Source organism: Pseudoalteromonas sp. SG43-8 (assembly GCF_014164245.1).
In the GTDB taxonomy this organism is placed as follows: Bacteria; Pseudomonadota; Gammaproteobacteria; order Enterobacterales; family Alteromonadaceae; genus Pseudoalteromonas; species Pseudoalteromonas distincta.
Genome location: NZ_JACJEX010000002.1, coordinates 130,414 through 149,716, shown reverse-complemented (window position 1 = coordinate 149,716; position 19,303 = coordinate 130,414). Strand labels below are relative to the sequence as shown.

16 protein-coding genes are annotated in these 19,303 nt (G+C 36.6%); 2 read left to right on the top strand and 14 right to left on the bottom strand.

What is annotated here, in order from left to right; translation table 11 throughout:
• Positions 1–7 precede the first annotated feature (7 nt).
• Together H5122_RS05820 and H5122_RS05815 are read left to right on the top strand one after the other, a co-directional pair.
• The gene (locus tag H5122_RS05820; RefSeq protein WP_182681671.1) at positions 8–2,023 is read left to right on the top strand and encodes a methyl-accepting chemotaxis protein; all 2,016 of its coding nucleotides are present in this window, start codon (positions 8–10) and stop codon (positions 2,021–2,023) included.
• Between the two features lie 571 nt (positions 2,024–2,594).
• Complete coding sequence (locus H5122_RS05815; protein ID WP_182681670.1) at positions 2,595–4,037, top strand: capsule assembly Wzi family protein; 1,443 nt, start codon at positions 2,595–2,597, stop codon at positions 4,035–4,037.
• Between the two features lie 282 nt (positions 4,038–4,319).
• Here H5122_RS05815 and H5122_RS05810 read toward each other — a convergent pair whose 3' ends face one another.
• The 14 genes from H5122_RS05810 to H5122_RS05745 all read right to left on the bottom strand — a co-directional run bounded on the left by H5122_RS05810 (position 4,320) and on the right by H5122_RS05745 (position 19,194).
• On the bottom strand, positions 4,320–5,324 hold the full coding sequence (locus H5122_RS05810) for an NAD-dependent epimerase (RefSeq protein WP_182681669.1): 1,005 nt from the start codon (positions 5,322–5,324) through the stop codon (positions 4,320–4,322).
• 56 nt (positions 5,325–5,380) lie between these two features.
• Positions 5,381–5,728 (bottom strand): four helix bundle protein, encoded by a 348-nt coding sequence (locus tag H5122_RS05805; RefSeq protein ID WP_182681668.1) that lies wholly within the window; start codon positions 5,726–5,728, stop codon positions 5,381–5,383.
• A gap of 92 nt (positions 5,729–5,820) precedes the next feature.
• Positions 5,821–6,987, bottom strand: a complete 1,167-nt coding sequence (locus tag H5122_RS05800; protein WP_182681667.1) for a nucleotide sugar dehydrogenase — start codon at positions 6,985–6,987, stop codon at positions 5,821–5,823.
• A gap of 241 nt (positions 6,988–7,228) precedes the next feature.
• Complete coding sequence (locus tag H5122_RS05795; protein WP_182681666.1) at positions 7,229–8,185, bottom strand: DHH family phosphoesterase; 957 nt, start codon at positions 8,183–8,185, stop codon at positions 7,229–7,231.
• A gap of 84 nt (positions 8,186–8,269) precedes the next feature.
• Positions 8,270–8,875 (bottom strand): adenylyl-sulfate kinase, encoded by a 606-nt coding sequence (gene cysC / locus H5122_RS05790; RefSeq protein WP_024596724.1) that lies wholly within the window; start codon positions 8,873–8,875, stop codon positions 8,270–8,272.
• Positions 8,876–8,968: 93 nt separating this feature from the next.
• Positions 8,969–10,699, bottom strand: a complete 1,731-nt coding sequence (locus H5122_RS05785) for an SLC13 family permease (protein WP_182681665.1) — start codon at positions 10,697–10,699, stop codon at positions 8,969–8,971.
• A gap of 75 nt (positions 10,700–10,774) precedes the next feature.
• Positions 10,775–12,187 carry a sulfate adenylyltransferase subunit CysN gene (gene cysN / locus H5122_RS05780; protein WP_182681664.1) on the bottom strand — a complete coding sequence of 471 codons (1,413 nt, stop codon included), beginning with the start codon at positions 12,185–12,187 and terminating at the stop codon, positions 10,775–10,777.
• Positions 12,188–12,283: 96 nt separating this feature from the next.
• Positions 12,284–12,628, bottom strand: coding sequence for a four helix bundle protein (locus H5122_RS05775; protein WP_182682534.1), 345 nt, complete (start codon positions 12,626–12,628; stop codon positions 12,284–12,286).
• A gap of 96 nt (positions 12,629–12,724) precedes the next feature.
• A complete protein-coding gene (gene cysD, locus H5122_RS05770) occupies positions 12,725–13,633 on the bottom strand; it encodes a sulfate adenylyltransferase subunit CysD (RefSeq protein WP_002963147.1) in 909 nt (302 codons plus the stop codon).
• Positions 13,634–13,878: 245 nt separating this feature from the next.
• The gene (gene wecA / locus H5122_RS05765) at positions 13,879–14,955 is read right to left on the bottom strand and encodes a UDP-N-acetylglucosamine--undecaprenyl-phosphate N-acetylglucosaminephosphotransferase (protein ID WP_182682533.1); all 1,077 of its coding nucleotides are present in this window, start codon (positions 14,953–14,955) and stop codon (positions 13,879–13,881) included.
• A 93-nt stretch (positions 14,956–15,048) separates the two neighbouring features.
• Complete coding sequence (locus H5122_RS05760; RefSeq protein ID WP_182682532.1) at positions 15,049–16,170, bottom strand: glycosyltransferase family 4 protein; 1,122 nt, start codon at positions 16,168–16,170, stop codon at positions 15,049–15,051.
• An 18-nt stretch (positions 16,171–16,188) separates the two neighbouring features.
• Positions 16,189–17,082 carry an ATP-grasp fold amidoligase family protein gene (locus H5122_RS05755; protein WP_182682531.1) on the bottom strand — a complete coding sequence of 298 codons (894 nt, stop codon included), beginning with the start codon at positions 17,080–17,082 and terminating at the stop codon, positions 16,189–16,191.
• 44 nt (positions 17,083–17,126) lie between these two features.
• Positions 17,127–18,146, bottom strand: coding sequence for a glycosyltransferase (locus tag H5122_RS05750; protein WP_182682530.1), 1,020 nt, complete (start codon positions 18,144–18,146; stop codon positions 17,127–17,129).
• A gap of 7 nt (positions 18,147–18,153) precedes the next feature.
• Positions 18,154–19,194: an EpsG family protein gene (locus H5122_RS05745; RefSeq protein ID WP_182682529.1), complete on the bottom strand. Its 1,041-nt coding sequence runs from the start codon at positions 19,192–19,194 to the stop codon at positions 18,154–18,156.
• Positions 19,195–19,303: the final 109 nt, after the last annotated feature.

The following is a 19,303-nucleotide window of genomic DNA, read 5'->3' as shown; positions in this document are numbered from 1 at the left end:
AAATCTTATGAACCTGACAGTAAGCCAGCGTATTTGGGGTGGTTTTATATTTATCACACTATTATTATTAATAATTGGTGGTAATTCCTTAATAAAAATTGCAAATATCGACCGTTCCACTCAAAAAGTGAACCAACTATCCCTCCCAGCATTAAATAAAAGCTCTGAGCTACAAGCCGAATTTATTTTAATGAGTAAAGCCGCACAAGCGAGCTTTTACACAACATCAGCCAATGAGCTTGCGCCAATAAAAGCTCAGGTCCTTGAGCAAAAACAATTGTTCAACACGCTGCACCGTGAGCTTCAAGACGTAGTAAAAAACGATGCTGCGCTTAATCAAAGTAGCCAAAATGTAGAAAAAACCTACTTAAGCTTTTTAAGCTCAGTTGAAAATTTATTAGAAGACAAAGCAAAACAACTAGCATTAAATAAAACATTAAAAGCACAATTAGAAAATATAGAACTAAGTGCAGAAGATGCTAACTCTGTTGTACTCGACATTATCGACATTGACGGGTTTGAACAAAACCACCCTCGCGCTTATCAAGCTGCAAATAATTTAGAAAACAACTTTATGTCGGTAGTTAGTAACAGCACCGACATGCTAACCGTTAAAACGCTTAACACTCTCGATATTGTTAAAAACGAGCAAACGTATTACCTTGAAGAGGTAATACGTACCGTTGATTTAATTAAGCCAGCAATAGAGCAAACGCATAGCGACTTATATTCAAGCCTAAAAGAGTATGTTGATGTTTTAGAAAATAACATAAAGGGCAGTAACAGCTTAGCAGCAAACAAAAAACGTTTAATTGATTCGATTACGCTTACGCAATCAGAGCTTGCACAGTCAGAGCAAGCCACCAAAATGGCACTTAACCAAATTGACGAACTAGTTAATCAAGCGAGTGACGTTGCGTTTAAATTACAACAAGGTGTGCGCAGCGACGTTGACTCAGCTAATTTATGGACCTGGGTTGGTATGGTTATAGCCACTCTTTTAGCAATTGTGATTGCCATTATTACTGTTAGCCGCATTACTAAACCACTTGCCGAAGTTAATCGCATTTTAGATATTGTTGCCAGTGGCGACATGACACAACGTTTAGACGACAGCGCTCAAGACGAGTTTGGCGAACTATCTAAAAGTTGTAATACACTAATTGACAGCCTACGCAGCCTAATTAAAGGTATTATTTCGCGCTCTACTCAACTTGCAGCAGCATCAGAGCAAACATCGGCCATTACCTCAGAATCAAGCCAAGCAATTCGTAACCAGCAAGCACAAGTTGAACAAGCAGCTACTGCAACAACCGAAATGAGCAGTACATCGCAAACAGTTAGTAACAGCGCTCAACAAGCACTTAGCGAAATTAAAAATGCTGATAAAGAAGCTGAACGCGTTAAAGGTATTTCGAATAACAATAAAGCAACGATTGAACAACTAGCACGTGAAGTAGACGACGCCTCACAAGTTATAAATAAACTGCATCAAGATAGCGCATCAATTGGCAGCATATTAGATGTAATACGCGGAATAGCGGATCAAACTAACCTACTTGCACTAAATGCCGCAATTGAAGCTGCGCGAGCTGGTGAATACGGCCGAGGCTTTGCTGTTGTAGCTGACGAAGTGCGCTCTCTAGCGAGTAAAACTCAAGAGTCCACCCAAGAGATACAATCAATGATTGAGTCGCTACAAACAGGCGCTGAAGCTGCAGTAACGGCAATGAGCAAAGGTAAGCAACGCGCTGTATCGTGTGTTGAGCAAACCGACCTAGCAAGTAGCGCACTTGATTCGATTACATTTGCGGTTTCGCAAGCTCACGACGTAAGTGAAGAAATTTCGACTGCCGCACTTGAGCAACAACAAGTAGCACAAGAAATTAGCGAACGCCTTGAGTCGATTGTAGCCATCGCAGAGCAAACAGCCGAAGGCGCAAACCAAACTAATATCTCAAGTTCAGAAGTAGCAAAACTTGCTGAAGAGCTTCGCTTGTCTGTAGACGAATTTAAAGTTTAGGTTTACTAAAACGATTAAAAAACCCCGATGGTACACAGTACCATCGGGTTTTTTGTTTATTAGAGCTTTAAAAGTGAGGCGTAAACCTTACCGGTAACGTAGAGCTTGCTCACGCGAAAAGCGCAGCTTTTAATATTTATACTTAATAGACTACCTACTTTTGCCTTCACTAAAGCGCAGCGCCATCTTAACCTCTTTGTGAATAAATTACTTAAACCCTATTACACAAAGAGAAGCAAAAGAGGAGTAAATGAGAAGACATTAAAATAATAGTAATTATGTATTTTTACTTCTCTAAAGCGCAGCGCCCTCTTAACCTCTTTGTGAATAAATAACTTATAAATCTATTTTTTGTAGGTATAACTTATTAAATGCGTTCGCCACCTGCTTTATAGCAAAACACTACATGCAAAACGCGCTCGAATTTAACGGATAGTCTATCACCTGCGAATGATAGCCTACTCCTATATATCCCCACTAATATATCGCTTTTTTCTTCCTTACTTAGGCGTTTATTGCTAACCTCGCGTTAACGTTTTTACTTAAACAAATTTTTGCTAACGGAATAATTATGCTCAAAAAAATATCACTGTTTATCGGGATGGCAATCAGTGCAAATGCTGTTGCTAAAGGTGGCGTATCACCCTACTTACCTTTAAATCAAGCCCCAGAACTTGAGCACCAAGTACAACGACTTTTAGCCGTAAGTAAAAACACACATATTATGAGCAAGCCTTATAAAGCTCACGATATTTATAGAGTACTGCAAACAGTAAGGCATACTTATCCAGAGTTATATCAAACACTTTCGTACCAACTTAGTCCTTATATTCAAAGCGATGCGGGGTCATTTGCAAAAGTAGCGCTTGCTGCTGGCACAAAAGATAAAACACTGCCGAACCAACGCGGCCAAACAACAAAAACAAACCTAATAGTTGAAGGTGGCGCTTATGCTAACTTTGGCCGTTATTTTGGTGTAAGTGTTGCAGGCATAGCCAACGAAGACGAAATATTACCTACACAAAGCTTTTTTTACCTTGGTAATAAATATGCGCAGTTAGATGTAGGTTACCGAGAGCATTGGTATTCACCATTTAACGACAGCGCTATGCTATTAAGTACACAAGCTAAAACAACGCCTTCTATAACGCTTAGCAATGTAGAACCAATAACCAGCTTTAATATTCGTTATGATATGTTTATTAGCAAAATGACCGAGCAACGTGGCATTTTAAAAGAAGGTCGACAAACAGGTGTCGCTAATGTATATGAGCCAGGCAAGCCTTATTTATTTGGTTTACACACAAGCTTTGCAGCAACTGATAATTTAACAATAGGTTTAAGCCGTTTAATGCAATTTGGAGGCGGCCCTCGAACAGTTACGTTAAAAGACTTTGCAGAAGGCTTTTTTACTCCTGGAAGTAAAGATAACGTGGGTAGTAATGATGCCGATGAGTTTGGAGAAAACTTTGAGCTTGGCGATCAACTAGGATCCATAACATTTGCCTACAACAATAGTATTTACGCACTTCCTTATGAGTTTTATGGCGAGGTTGCGCTTGAAGACACGTTAGGTGGATCTCGTAATAATGCCTACAGTTTTGGACTCTACTTACCTTTTATTGCTAATAACCACAGCCTACGTTTTGAGCATAGTAACTTACAAAAAGGTTGGTATAACAACCGTCTCTACCTTGATGGCAACCGTAATTCAGGTAATGTTATTGGCCATTGGCTAGGTGATGAGCATGACTACACCGACTACACACCAGCTAAATCTATGAGCGTAAGCTGGCATTGGCAATTAAGTAAAATAGAAAGCTTAAATACCACTATTCGTATGCTTGAAAATAAACGTGATGGTTATAAAACAAGTTATGAGTTACAAACAGCATACACACGTAAGTTAAGTAAACCAATAATGGGCGCTAAAAGTTGGGGAGCTGAGCTGTATCAAGGAAAGGATATATACGGGGAAACATTTGCTAGATTAGGTGTATTTGCTAATTTTTAATACCCTGTAGGTGCGAATTTATTTCGCGCTAATGTAATTTAACTTTACCAAAGCGAGGTGTAAAACCTCACCTACAATATACGTTCCTGTAGGTGCGAATTTATTTCGCGCTAATGTAACTTAACCTGTCCAAAAGCGAGGTGTAAAACCTCACCTACGATATATGCACCCTGTAGGTGCGAATTTATTTCGCGCTCATCTAACATGACTTTATTTAAGCCAATAAAAAACACTGCCTCAAATTGAAAACAGTGTTTTTAAATGACTTATAAATTGTAACTTTTACTTATAAAAGTCTTTATACCACTTAATAAGCTCACTTACGCCTTGCTTAACACAAACTTGCGCTTCATAGCCTGTTGCATTAAATAAGTCGGTAGTATCAGCATAAGTTTTATAAACATCGCCAGCTTGCATTTCACGGAAGTTCTTTTTAGCTTCAGTGCCTAATTCAGCTTCAATGGCTTCAATAAACTTCATTAGGTTTATTGGGCTACCGTGACCAATATTATAAACCGCATACGGAGCAGAGCTAGAAGCAGGTGAACCTGTTTCAACTTTCCAATCTGGGTTTGCAACAGGTATAACATCGGCAGCACGAACAACACCTTCTACAATGTCATCTATGTAAGTAAAGTCACGCCACATATCGCCGTTGTTATTTATATCAATAGTGTCGCCGGCAAGTATTTTTTTAGTAAAAATATACGGTGCCATATCTGGGCGACCCCATGGGCCATATACAGTAAAAAAGCGTAAGCCTGTTGTAGGTAAACTATATAAATGAGAATAGCTATGCGCCATTAGCTCATTGGCTTTTTTGGTTGCTGCATAAAACGACACAGGGTGATCGACACTATCGGTTGTTTCAAATGGTGTTTTTTCGTTTAAGCCATATACAGAGCTAGATGAAGCATAAATCAAGTGCTTAACTTTAGTATTACGACATCCTTCAAGCACATTTAAGTGCCCTACTAAATTAGAATCGGCATAAGCATCAGGGTTTTCTATTGAATACCTAACTCCAGCTTGCGCTGCTAAATGTATTACTTTATCAAACTGCTGTGTTTTAAATAACTCGCTCATTGCTGGGCGTTCACTTATATCAAGCTTAATAAATGTAAATGCTTCATGGCTTTCAAACAGCGCTAAACGAGCCAGCTTTAAATTTACATCGTAATAGTCGTTAAGGTTATCGATACCAACTACTACATGACCGGCCGCTAACAATTTTTGACATGTTGCCGCGCCAATAAAACCAGCAGCACCCGTTACTAAATATTTCATAATTACCTAATCTTTAAGCTGATAAAGTTAAAAGTTAAAAGTTGAAGACTAAAAGCCTAATCCCAAGTTTCAATAGTTTTCATTAAGGCCGATATCATTTTTGATAACTGCCTAGACTCTTCTATCCAGATTTCTGCTGTTTTTGTATCAACCTCACCAATTTTTAAGGCAATATATATTTGTGAGCGAAGTTCACCACAGCTACCTTTAGAGTAAGAGAGAAAACGGCAGTAATCTTTAGCTGTCTCTCTCTCATAACCCTCAGCAATATTTGATGAAATTGATAATGCAGAGCGTGTAATTTGATCTTTTAAACCAAATTGCTTACTTGCCTTAAAATAAATAAAAACTTCACAAGCTAAATCGGCAGAGCGCTGCCATACATTTAAGTCCTCAAATTGCACAACGCCCCCTAATATAAATTTACCTTAGTTTTTGACTTATACTTTAACTTTTAGCCTTTAGCCTTTAACCTTTAGCCTTTAAACTTTGTTTATTAATCGCTACCAAATAAATCGCGTGTATAAACTTTGTCTGCAATATCACTGAGCTCTTCAACCATACGGTTAGATACTACAACGTCAGATATTTGCTTGAATTCATTTAAGTCTTTAATAACACGTGAGTGATAGAACTCATTTTCTTCAAGTACTGGTTCGTAAACGACTACTTCAATACCTTTAGCTTTAATTCGCTTCATAATGCCTTGAATAGCAGAAGCTCTAAAGTTATCAGACCCTGTTTTCATTACTAAACGATATACACCAACCACTTTAGGGCTACGCTTAATTATTGAGTCCGCAATAAAGTCTTTACGTGTCGTATTAGCATCAACAATCGCACCAATAATATTGTTTGGTACATTTGCATAGTTTGCACGTAATTGCTTTGTATCTTTTGGTAAGCAGTAGCCACCGTAGCCAAATGATGGGTTATTGTAATGATCACCAATACGTGGGTCTAAACTAACACCTTGTATAATTTGCTTAGAGTTTAAGCCATGTGATTCAGCGTAGCTATCAAGCTCATTAAAATAAGCCACACGCATAGCTAAATAAGTGTTTGAGAACAACTTAATAGCTTCGGCTTCTGTTGAGTCAGTAAAAAGTACTTCAATATCTTCTTTGATAGCACCTTGCTTAAGTAAGTTAGCAAACACACTTGCGCGCTCACTTTGCTCACCTACAACAATACGCGAGGGGTATAAGTTATCGTGTAGTGCTTTACCTTCACGTAAAAACTCTGGCGAAAATATTAAGTTACTAATACCCAACGTCTCTTTAATATTTTGCGTAAAACCAACCGGTATAGTCGACTTAATAACCATAACCGCATTTGGGTTATGCGCTATCGCATCTTTAATTACAGCTTCTACTGAGCTTGTATTAAAATAATTGTTTTCAACATCGTAATCGGTTGGTGTAGCAATAATTACAAAATCAGCATTTTTATAGGCAGCTACTTTGTCGGTAGTTGCTGTAAAATTTAAATCACTACGTGTTAAAAACTCACTAATTTCAGTATCAACTATTGGTGACTTTTTATTATTTAAAAGCGCAATTTTGTGTTCGTCTATATCTAATGCAACAACTTCATTGTGCTGTGCTAACAACATAGCATTAGAAAGGCCTACATAGCCCGTACCTACTACGGCAACTTTCATTTTATTCCCTTAATATTTATAGTATTAATCATTTTGATTTTATGAGTATTCACTTAAAAATAATTTTATCATCTACAGCACCGAGCTGCTACGCCGAGAAGTTATAAGTTATATGATTGCGCCAGCAAGCTTGTCGCCTACGAGTAATTATTACTTCTCCTTGTCTTCTCTGTTGTGATAGCTATTACTTATTTTATGAGTGTTCACTTAATAGATAAGATTTAGAACTCTTATAAATACATTACTTATAGTAACCTACTAGTTCAGTTATAAAATTTGAAAGTTGCGTCTCAGGCAGCTCATTAATTCCAGCAGCAGCCGCACGTCCACCACCTGTTGCAAACTTACTGCATACACCAACAGCCCCCTGCTTATTACTAAGCGGAGCGCGTACGCTAACAGTGTAACTTCCCTTATTATTGCTTGTAACAACACCATGCGCTTTAGTCGGCGCTTGGTTAGCTAAATCATTACCTAATACACCACTAACACGACGCGCCCAAGGCTCATTATCTAATAAAATAACTTTGGCAGTATCACAATCATGCAGAACTTTAGCCCCTGCAGCTTTTTTCATATCAGCTTTATAAGCACGCTCTAAAGTATAGTAAGCAGAGTTTTCATCGTTAATGGCATCAAGCGGCGATTTATATTGCAAAAGTTGCTCGTAAAGATTTTCTGGAGAAAAATGTAAATCAGCAACTTCACTCCCATAACCATTATAATTAATATACGTACCAAATGCTTTTAGCTGCGATTTTTGTAATTCAGTCAGTTTTAACTTATCAGCTTCAGCATCAGCCTTTGCAAATAAATTATCACCATATGCAGCAGTAATTGCCCACAGGTGGAATTGATTATTAAGTAAATCACTCACAATTAAACTGGTGCACATATTTGCATCCAGATCTATATGAGGAAATAAATTTGCGTGATTAGGAATGTCACCTGCTTTGTGATGGTCAACATACATAACTTTAGCGCCAGCCGTTAAAGCATCATGAAGAGCTGGCATATTTTTTTCCATTGAAATATCAAGCACACGAATACAGTCGCCTGATTGTGGTGTTACTTTTTTTAGTAACTGAATATCACGCTTAACCCCAGTTACTTTAACTGTGTCTGTCGGATTAGCGAGTTGTAACTGAAGTAATGCGATAATACCATCAGCATCACCATTAAAAACATCGTATTTCATAATAGTCTCAAAGTCAGAAAACAAAGTACTTTGCTTAACTAAGCGGTTAATCTTTAAATTATTCAGGTATCAAAATCTGAATACCTATAATTTTATAACTTCTTTTTCTTTTAAATACTGAATAATTTGCTCAACACTTTGTTCAATACTTTGCTGTGCTGTTTTTACATGTAACTCTGGTGATATTGGTACATCAAAAGCAGAGCTAATCCCCGTAAAGTTAGGTATTTCGCCAGCTCTCGCTTTTTTATACAAACCTTTAGGATCGCGGCTTTCGCATACTTCTATTGGAGTATCAATAAACACCTCAATAAACTCACCGTTGGCCATAATACTGCGAGCCTGGGCACGATCTGTAGCAAATGGAGAAATAAATGCTGTCGACACTATTAAGCCAGCATCAACAAATAACTTAGCAACTTCACTAATACGACGAATATTTTCAATACGGTCTTCATCGCTAAATGTGAGCCCTTTATTTAGACCCATACGAACATTGTCACCATCTAACAAATAAGTATGACAACCTAATTCAAATAATTTTGATTCCACCGCATTAGCAATAGTCGATTTACCTGAGCCACTTAATCCCGTATACCAAAGCAAAACCGGCTTATGTCCTTTATGACCTTGCTTTTGTTCTCGTGACACCGTTTGCGTGTGCCATACTATATTTTCATCCTGGCTCATTAATATACCTTACCTTTTATTCTTATACGGCCCGAGGTAACCCCACACCGACGTAATATAATTTAAAATGTGACAATATAGTCCATTACATGTCTACTTAAATGGAAAAAACACCGGAATACAAACTAAAACAACCACTGCATAAACAACACTGACAGGTAAGCCCATTTTAACAAAGTCATTTAATCTATAGTTACCGGCATTAAAAACCATTAAATTAGTTTGATAACCATAAGGGCTTATAAAGCTTCCACTTGCAGCAAAAGCAACTGTCATAACAAACGGCAATACATCTACTCCAAACCCAAGCGCAATTGTATAACCTATAGGAAACATTAATGCTGCTGCCGCGTTATTAGTCACAAACTCAGTCATTAACCAAGTTGCTATATAAACAAAAATTAAAGCAATATATACATAACTCGGATCGTTATACTGGCCAATAAAAACGCCTAATGTAACTACTACACCAGAATTAACTAAAGCATTTGAAAGCAAAATTGCCGACGAAACAACTAACCAAACATCAACTGGAAAGCGCCTAACTAGCTCATTCGTAGTTAAACTATGAGTGAATAATAACGCTCCGAGTAATAATACCAAACCTTCTAATAAATCTAGAATACCAAAAGCGGCCAGCACAATGATTGAAATAAACCCACCAATAGATAGCCAAGCACGCCACCCATTTATTCTTGATTCAGGCTCAACACCAGAAAGTACTAAAAAGTTTTTATTAATATTGGTTCTTGTTTTGTAATCTTTACCCACCGCTAAGACTAAAAAGTCACCAGAACGAATTACAACATCCCCTAACTTTCCAGAGACCTGCTCACCATCGCGTCTAATTGCAACTACAGCGGCATCAAATAAAGCCCTAAAACCTGTTGTTTTTAAGGTTTTACCAACAATAATACTTTCTTGTCTAACCACCACTTCAGTTAAATTACTATTTAACGTACCGTTTTTTTCAGCAAAAATCTCTAAGCCTGTAAATTGTCCAAGCTGAAGTAACTTAGTAACTTCGCCACAAAATATAAGCCTATCAGAGCACTGTATAACCTCCGAAGGAGACACGGGGCTAATTAAGTGCCCCTTTCTCACTATTTCAACTAAAAACAATGACTCTAAATGCCTCAAGCCATTAGCTTCAACGGAACGCCCGATAAGCTCAGAGTTTTCAGCAACCTTAGCATCAATAAAATACCCTTCAGAGGTCGCCTTTTTTTGCTCAATACTGGGTAACATATTCGTGCAAAAATACATAACAACACCACAGCAAACAACTAAAATAGCCCCAATTGCTGTGAACGAAAAAAACGACAGTGAACGTCCAGAAGCCTCAATATACATTGAGTTAACAATCAAATTAGTTGACGTTCCTATAAGTGTTAAAGTACCACCTAGAATAGAAGCGTAGGAAAGAGGTAACAGTAGTTTGCTCGAAAAGTGGTGAGGATTATTACGTATAGGAGAAAGTAACGTAGCGACAACAGCTGTATTATTTAAAATAGACGAAAAAAGTGTAGTAACTCCAAATAACCTAAACCAAGTAGAATGGTAGCTACTCACAATTATTTTAGATGCGACAACCCTTAACAAACGTGTTTTTTCAAGTGCTAAAGAGCACAATACAAGTAAAATTAAAGTCACTAAACCAGGGTTTGCAATGCTTGTTAAAAATTGTTCTTTAGTAACCAAATCACAAGCTATCAAAGCAATAAGTGTCGCTCCAAAAACAGCGACAGGCCTTCCTTGAATAACAATTAATCCAGTCACCGTAAGTGCAAAAATAAAAAGCGTTAGATAAGCATCTAATGGCATAATTATAGTAGCCATCCATAGTTAATAAAACAAAAGTGCGGGCTAAAAAAGCCCGCAATGCTTAGCACGAGCAATCTATCGGATTACTTTTGCATCCCAATGAGGAAAGTGTTTACGAACCAACGCATTAAACTCAACTTCAAAAACAGAGTGTTGGCTTTGCGATTTATTCGTTTTAGCATCCAGAGGCTTACGTATCATCCCAGCACCAACAGTTACGTTAGTTAAGCGATCAATAATAATAAACGCTCCTGTGTGTTTATTAATATTATAAGCATCAAATTGTACAGGTGCTGTTAAAGCAAATTGACAGTTACCAATCTCATTTAAGTTTAGCTGCGACGCTTCTTTTTGCTCTAGCGTATTCACGTCAACTTTATAGTTAACAGCTTCTACGTGGCCAAAAACAGACTTACTGCCAACTTTTATTTCATACTCACGGTCAACTTGTAATGCCTCTTCAGTCATCCAAACCACATCAGCTTCTAAATTAGCAGATGAATGAGGTTTTTGATGAGGGCGCACTAACATATCGCCACGACTAACATCAATTTCATCTTCAAGCGTTAGCGTAATAGCCATACCCGCAGAAGCTTTTTCAAGGTTGCCATCAAAAGTAACTATTGATTTAACTTTACTTTCTTTACCTGAAGGTAATGATGCAACAGTATCCCCCACTCTAATATCGCCAGCAGCTATAGTGCCACTAAAGCCACGAAAATCTAAATTAGGACGGTTAACATATTGTACTTGCAGTCTAAATTCATCATTTTTAGCATGCGTCACTGAAACCGTGTTTAAAAGCTTCATTAGCGTAGAGCCAGGATACCAAGACATCGCTTCACTTTCATTTACTACGTTATCACCACGCAGTGCCGAAATTGGTACAAAACGTATATCATCAAAAGATAGTTTTTCAGCAAACTCTCGGTAATCTTTTTTAATGTTTTGATAAACAGATTGCTCGTAACCAACTGCATCCATTTTATTAATAGCAATAACTACATTTTTAATTCCTAACAAAGAACAAATATAGCTATGGCGACGTGTTTGTACTTGCACACCATGGCGAGCATCAATCAAAATAATTGCTAAATCACATGTTGAAGCGCCCGTTGCCATATTACGAGTATATTGCTCATGCCCTGGCGTATCGGCAATAATAAATTTACGTTGATCCGTTGCAAAGTATCGATATGCAACATCAATTGTAATACCTTGCTCACGCTCCGACTGAAGGCCATCAACTAAAAGCGCTAAGTCAAAATCGTTATCTGTAGTGTTAAAGCGTTTTGAATCTTTTTCGATAGCAGCCATCTGATCTTCAAAGATCATTTTGCTGTCGTAAAGTAAGCGGCCAATTAACGTTGATTTACCATCATCTACACTGCCGCAGGTTAAAATACGCAGCATATCTTTGTTTTCATGTACTTTTAAATAAGCTTCAATATCGGTTGCAAGTAAGTTTGGTTGTGTTTGTTCAGTCATTTTAATTCCTTTATAAGCTGTAAGCTGTAAGCTAAGAGCTGCGGGCTATAAGCTATAAGCTATAAACTATAAGCTATAAGCTATAAGCTATAAGCATTATTCTGTTGCTATTGAGTTTTTTAAGCTATTGATCATAGCGTGTAACTCTTTGGATTCTATAACCCATTCACGGCCAGTATCGTTATTTATATAACCAATTTCTATGCCGATATAAATCTGGGTTCGGGCTTCTGAAAGAGATGAACGTGCAATATCTAAAAAGCGGCGCTTTTCTTTATTACTATCTCTAGTCATCCCTTCTGCTATATTGCTCGGTACAGATAATCCTGCACGTGTGAGTTGATCTCTAAAGCCATAGTCACGTAAGTCTGCTGTTATTTTATAAATTTGTGCGGATAACCTTGCTGAACATTTCCATACTTCTAGCTTTTCAAAGTTCATAATAATCCTTTTTATAAAGTCATCAGATCTAAGATTTAAAATCTATATATCACTTGTTTAACTTACAACTTACGGCTTTAAACTTATAGCTTTGTTTTAAAAATACCCTTCCATTTTTTTCTTTTCCATAGAACCAGCTGAATCGTTATCGATTACTCTGCCTTGGCGCTCTGACGTAGTACAAAGCAGCATTTCTTGGATAATTTCAGGTAATGTTTGAGCCACAGACTCAACAGCACCAGTTAATGGATAACAACCCAATGTTCTAAAGCGAACCATTTTTTGCTGAACTTCTTCGCCTTTTTCAAGCTCCATTCGTTCATCATCAACCATAATTAATGTGCCATCACGCTCAACAACAGGACGCTCTTGCGCAAAATATAATGACGGAATTTCAATACCTTCAAGGTAAATATATTGCCAAATATCTAACTCAGTCCAATTGCTAAGTGGGAATACGCGAATGCTTTCACCTTTATCGACTTTGCTGTTATAAACATTCCAAAGTTCTGGGCGTTGGTTTTTAGGATCCCAACGGTGGTTTTTATCACGGAATGAATAAACACGTTCTTTAGCACGAGATTTTTCTTCATCGCGACGAGCACCACCAAATGCAGCATCAAAACCATTCATATCAAGGGCTTGCTTTAACCCTTGAGTTTTCATAATGTCAGTGTGTTTAGCACTACCATGAACAAATGGGCTAATCCCCATTTCTAAACCTTCAGGATTTTTATGAACGATTAAATCGAAACCATGCTTTTCAGCCATCTGGTCTCTAAACTGAATCATTTCTTTAAATTTCCAGTTTGTATCTACGTGCATTAACGGAAAAGGTATTTTACCTGGATAAAAAGCTTTACGTGCTAAATGTAGTAATACCGAAGAGTCTTTACCAACAGAGTAAAGCATTACTGGATTATCAAATTCTGCGGCCACTTCACGCATTATATGAATTGACTCAGCTTCGAGCGCTTTTAGGTGAGTTAACTTTTCTTCATTCATAGTGTTTATTTATTCCTAAATTATCAAAATCCATTGTAGCTAATGCATAGCTTATGGTTAAAGGCTAATACCGTTCTGCACGCAACTTATAGGGGCTCCACTAACATTACTGTTGCCTAATAGTGTTCTCGCAATCTCTTGGTGAAATATTAATTAAGCTGTATTTTTACAAAAAAATTAATGCAATATTACTAGTTACTCTAAATTAGTTTCTTTGGGTTTTACACTCCTGGAGTGGCATAGGCCTACTTACTGGTGGAATATTTTTTTTCTGGCAGGTCGAGCTTACGTCTAAAAAAGTTTATAACTGCGCAATAATTAATAAGTATTAATAAGTACACAGTAAATAAAATTATAAAACCATAAAACATTAAAAATTCAGGGATTAAAAATATCTCGCCTATAATACCCACACCAGCAAGTATGGCTGCAATTAAACATATTAGAATAAGTGTTTGTGTAGGAGAGCACCCTAAACGCTGACAAATATGGTGTAAATGATCGCGATCAGGTTTAAAAGGTGACTTACCTTGTTTAACACGGCGTATCATTATTGCTGTCATATCCATTAAAGGCACAGCAATTAACCATAATGCCGTTACAGGCCGAATCATCGCATTATCTGATGTTTGGCTAGCGCCTATTAGCAACCAAATAACAGTAAATCCAATCATCATACTACCGGCATCTCCCATGAATACTTTACGCTCACGACCTATAAGGCCTAAGTTCATAATAATGTAAGGCACCATACAAACAACTAATAGCAAACACAAATAACTTAAACTTTGCTCTCCGGACAAACCAAGTAATATACCCAAACTAGCAAACGTAACGATAGAAAGGCCACCTAATAAGCCATCAATCCCATCAACCATATTAAATGCATTAATACAGCCAATTACAGCCAATATAGTGATAACCGTGCCAAAATAACCAAGGTCAGTACCACCAAAGCCAAACATATCGCCCAACGTATGTAAATTTGCATCTGCGTAGTAAATCATTGCAAACGAAATAAGTGCTTGCACTAGCATGCGTACTTTCACACTTAAATCAAACCTATCATCTAACGCACCAACAGCTGTTAAACCACATATGCTTAGCATAAATAGATTAGCGTGATTAATCATACCTGGATGGGTATAAATATAATTCACTATCGTTATACAAATGGCAACACCACCTACTAGGGGGATATTACCTGTATGTACTTTTCTGCCTGAAGGCTTGTCGACCAATCCTACTTTACGTGCAACTTTTCGCATCAAAAACAATATTGCAAACGCAATAAAAAAGGTAAGAAGTAAATCTATAAACATGTTTCATCCTGAGCAGATAGTACTTACGCCATTCCGTTAAGTATTTTATTGTATTGACTATTTACACACTAAAAAATGTATAACCAAATAATCTTAGGCCTCGTTTAAAAGCTGTTTAACAGCCACAAGGTATTTATTTATAACAATTTTTTCGTCAAATTCGGTTTCAATTTTGTGGCGACTGTTAACACCAAATTTAAGGCGCTCAGAGTGAGGCATAATAATTATTTTATTTAAGACGTCAGTTAAACTTTCGGCACTTCGAGGTTCGCAAATAAAACCATTAAACCCATCATCAACAGTTTCCCTGCAACCTACATTATCTGTTGTTACTATAGGCTTGCCCATAGCACCAGCCTCTAGTAACGACTTAGGAACCCCCTCTCGGTAATACGAGGGCAATACCATACAATCAACTTGTGCTATTTCAGCCTCAACGTTATCGCTAGTGCCAAGATAATTAACTACCCCTTCAGCTACCCACGCATTCATTTGCGCTTTAGACACCGCAGAAGGGTTATCAACATCTAAAAAGCCCAGCAATCTAAACTCAACAGCATCGCCATATTGCTTTTTTAAAACGCGCGCAGCCTCAATATATTGCCCTATGCCTTTATCAAAAAGCATACGGGCTATCAGTAAAAAGCGAGTAACGCCATCATCAGGCGCTAGCGATACAACAAAACGCGATAAATCGGCTCCCGAACCCGGTAATCGGTCACTTTCCACATGGCATGCTATTTGGTGCTGTTTAAACAAAGCTCTGTCGTCTTCATTTTGAAAAAAAATAAAATCAGCTTTACTTTGGCTATATTTATACAAAACCCTCGCAATTTTAGACGCTACGCTTTCATTAATAAACAATGTACCTAAACCAGCAATGTTATTAAGTGCTTTAACCCCAGCACACTTAGCTGCAAGAGTGCTATAAATATTGTTTTTAGGTGTAAAGTTTAAAGTAACACAAGGCTTATGATGCTTATATAGTTTATAAAAAGCATAAAAAGTAGCAATATCGCTTACGGGGTTAGTGCCGCCACTATCAATTTTTATTGGCAGGTATGTAGCCCCTAAATCAGTTAACTTTTGCGAGTAGACATCAAAAGGGGCAATAGCAATAACGCTGTAACCTTGCTCTAACAACGCTAAAATTGTGTTTTTTCTAAAGTTGTATAAATACCAGCTGGTATTTGCTGTTATTGCAATACTTTTCAAAGGGCCTCCAGGGCATTATTATAGTTGAAACTCATCCCAGTACTGACCCCATAATTTATCTACGCACTTAGAGCTCATAGGTTCCCATCCACTACCATGGCAAAATGTAAGCTCTCCAAAATAAATAACACCATCAACATTGTACATATCAACCCTTACATACCTAAAAGGCCTCGCAAGTTGCTTTGCCAGCTTTATTAAGGTTTCCATATTATCGGGAAACTGATAATTACTTCCAAGGGTGTCGTATTTTGGCTGGATATTATAATTCAACAGTTTTAAATCTTCGCTATAAAGGGATCGTTTGTGATTTTCAAATCGATCAGCATCAACCTGAACTATAACTTTTTCATCACGCTCAGCTTTTCCTTGAAATATATGCAACTTAAAGTCAGAAGGGTAACTGCCATCTTTATGTTTTATCAGCTCCTCAAATATAACTCTTGGTAGCTCTATATCATAAAAGTGTTCATCAACAATCTTACCTACTTTAATTTTTAAAAAAGCATTAAATTTTTTACATGTTTTTTCTAGGTCGAGATCCGCTTTGTTTTCAACAATAAGTACGTTTTCTCCACCTCCACCATTGCTGGTTTTCATAACAAAGCTATTAGGTAAGTCATCAAAATCACTGACTTTTAAATAAGTCACATTTTTGATTAAGGGGATTAAGTATTGTTCACCTATTGTATGTTTAACATGCTCTCTAACAGTAAATTTATCTACAAATTTTGAAAGCTTACTAGGTTTCACAGTAAACTTTCTAACTATCAATTTCTCACTAAATGTATTTGGGTGTTTGAGATTGGGAATATATTTATGCGTTTTAAAAAAACGTAGGTAAGTGTAACCTATTGGTCTAAGTACAAAACGGATAGAATCCCGCATTAAATATTTAAGTTTATTTTTCATACCAAATTACTTATAACTGCACTAAACATATTTTAGCCTACTATTTAATATATATTATTAAAAAAACTTTCACTGAATACAGGGTAATCTTTTTCATTATTTAATGTCCCGCGGCTATAGCGCTCAAAACCTGAATTAATATATTCCTGATAAAAATCATCAACTGAAATCTCAAGCTCATCCAATTTAATATAAAAACTATTCATACCGGCTTTGGTATACTGAACCATCTCGCCTACGGGGTTAATAACAGGAATTAAGCCAGATTTTATTGCTTGAAAGCAAGTAATGCACATACCTTCATATAGACTTGTTTGGAGAAAAAATGAGAACTGAGACATTTTATTTTCAACTTCAACAGGGTTTAACTCCCCGCAATATTGCACAACACTCTCTAATTGCAATTCTTTCGCATACTTTAAAATATCAGACAAGTCCCCATCATCTCGCCCAAATAGCGTAAATTTAACTGAATCTGTCGTTTTGCTTTTTAATAGCTTTATAAATTTTAATGCATCTCTCAAATTTTTTTGTGAATGAGAAAAACGGCCTATGTACACAAAAGACAAATCACGATTATTTTGTTTCAGCATCTGCTTATTGAACGTTACATTCATAGGAACAACAACTGAGGGAGTCTTGGATCGTTGTTGTACGACCTCTAGGGTTTTTTTAGAATCGCAAAATATTTTATCTACCGTACACTCAATAAGTTTATTTATAAAAAAGTCAACTCTATGCGCGTAATTTGTGCTATGTATAAATGCAACGCGTTGTACTTTTTTTAAATTAAACATAGTACACAAGTTAACTATGTGCCCTCTCCATAAAGAACTACAAATAATATCAGGCTGGAGTGAGTATGTTTTCTTTATCGCATGCAAAAAACCATTACAAACATGCAGCCTGATTTTCTCAGACTCACTTAGACTAGAAATAAAATTTTTATCGGCACCTTTTACGGTAATCACATGATAATTGTTATCACTTTTGAGCAAGCTTAAGACGCCAACTTCAACACCGCCAATTTCCATTGCATTTATTATATGCACTATTTTTTTCATTATTAATTCAACTTAACCAATAGTTAAAATAAGAGTCAAACTCATATTGTTTTATGTACTTTGTAAATAAAGTCCACACAATAAATGCGAGCACGGTTGTTATAAACAAAATAAAATTACCATAGGGTTTTAAAAACCGAGCATTAACATTAGTATTGCGTTTACTAACTAACATCCAGCAAAGTGTACTTAGTAATATAAAGTAATATGCAAACCGGTCAGCAATTGTTGACGACAACACCGAAAACAACATAACAAGCGGAAACGAGAATATAACAATAAGCACAAGCCTTTGCTCAATTAATGAAAATGTTTTAACTGTGTTTATATGAAGTAATAACAGTGCGGTTGGAACGAGTAAAAATACAGCTCTTAAATAAACACCAGAACTCTCCATTGTAGAGTCAATGTATTGGCTATACTCAGTTAGCATAGAGTAAACAATAGGCGGAATAATTAAAGCAAACAGGAGAACGGCATAGCGCTTTTTATGCTCTATAAAATATAGAGGAGCAAAGCACAAAGCTGATGTATGAAAAGATCCTGCTAAAATAATAAAGACTAAAAATTGATTTTTTTTGTTATTTATTAAACAAGCAATTGCATAAATAAATACACTTAACGCTACTCCTTGCCGAGTATAATTAAGGCCTGACATAACCAAATGATAAGGTGCAACGATAGCAAAAAAATAGAAAGGATTTATATCTACTTTTTTAGCCCCTAACAGAGTAAAAGTAATAAAAATCACTGTTGATAAAAATATTACTGTAACAATACCTACATCAATATAATAAGCGATAACATTCAGAGCTTTGTAACCAACTTCAAGTGTATTCAAAGACCATATATCAGCTACTTGTCGTTCGTACACTTTTATATAGTTAAACCAGTCAACTCCAACTTCAAACCGAAATCCATAGGTAAGCGAAAAAACAAATACAATAAACGCTATAATCTTAGCCTTATCATTATTCTCTCGTCCAACTCGGTCATAGATGTAACCTAAACTTATGGATAAAATAATTGTGAAGTAATATATAGTCATTAACTTACTCCCGTTATATTTTATTCAAGGGGCTAGCCCTAAAAGAAACTCTATTTTTATGTAAATAAACATCGCAGTTTCTTTCAACAAAATACCACATAACCATGGA

Bases quoted from the DNA above. Each gene is read 5' to 3' on its own strand.
- H5122_RS05820 (WP_182681671.1), top strand. From the start codon at position 8: ATGAACCTGACAGTAAGCCAGCGTATTTGGGGTGGTTTTATATTTATC.
- H5122_RS05815 (WP_182681670.1), top strand. From the start codon at position 2,595: ATGCTCAAAAAAATATCACTGTTTATCGGGATGGCAATCAGTGCAAAT.
- H5122_RS05810 (WP_182681669.1), bottom strand. From the start codon at position 5,324: ATGAAATATTTAGTAACGGGTGCTGCTGGTTTTATTGGCGCGGCAACA.
- H5122_RS05800 (WP_182681667.1), bottom strand. From the start codon at position 6,987: ATGAAAGTTGCCGTAGTAGGTACGGGCTATGTAGGCCTTTCTAATGCT.
- H5122_RS05795 (WP_182681666.1), bottom strand. From the start codon at position 8,185: ATGAAATACGATGTTTTTAATGGTGATGCTGATGGTATTATCGCATTA.
- cysC (WP_024596724.1), bottom strand. From the start codon at position 8,875: ATGAGCCAGGATGAAAATATAGTATGGCACACGCAAACGGTGTCACGA.
- H5122_RS05785 (WP_182681665.1), bottom strand. From the start codon at position 10,699: ATGCCATTAGATGCTTATCTAACGCTTTTTATTTTTGCACTTACGGTG.
- cysN (WP_182681664.1), bottom strand. From the start codon at position 12,187: ATGACTGAACAAACACAACCAAACTTACTTGCAACCGATATTGAAGCT.
- H5122_RS05775 (WP_182682534.1), bottom strand. From the start codon at position 12,628: ATGAACTTTGAAAAGCTAGAAGTATGGAAATGTTCAGCAAGGTTATCC.
- cysD (WP_002963147.1), bottom strand. From the start codon at position 13,633: ATGAATGAAGAAAAGTTAACTCACCTAAAAGCGCTCGAAGCTGAGTCA.
- wecA (WP_182682533.1), bottom strand. From the start codon at position 14,955: ATGTTTATAGATTTACTTCTTACCTTTTTTATTGCGTTTGCAATATTG.
- H5122_RS05755 (WP_182682531.1), bottom strand. From the start codon at position 17,082: ATGAAAAATAAACTTAAATATTTAATGCGGGATTCTATCCGTTTTGTA.
- H5122_RS05750 (WP_182682530.1), bottom strand. From the start codon at position 18,146: ATGAAAAAAATAGTGCATATAATAAATGCAATGGAAATTGGCGGTGTT.
- H5122_RS05745 (WP_182682529.1), bottom strand. From the start codon at position 19,194: ATGACTATATATTACTTCACAATTATTTTATCCATAAGTTTAGGTTAC.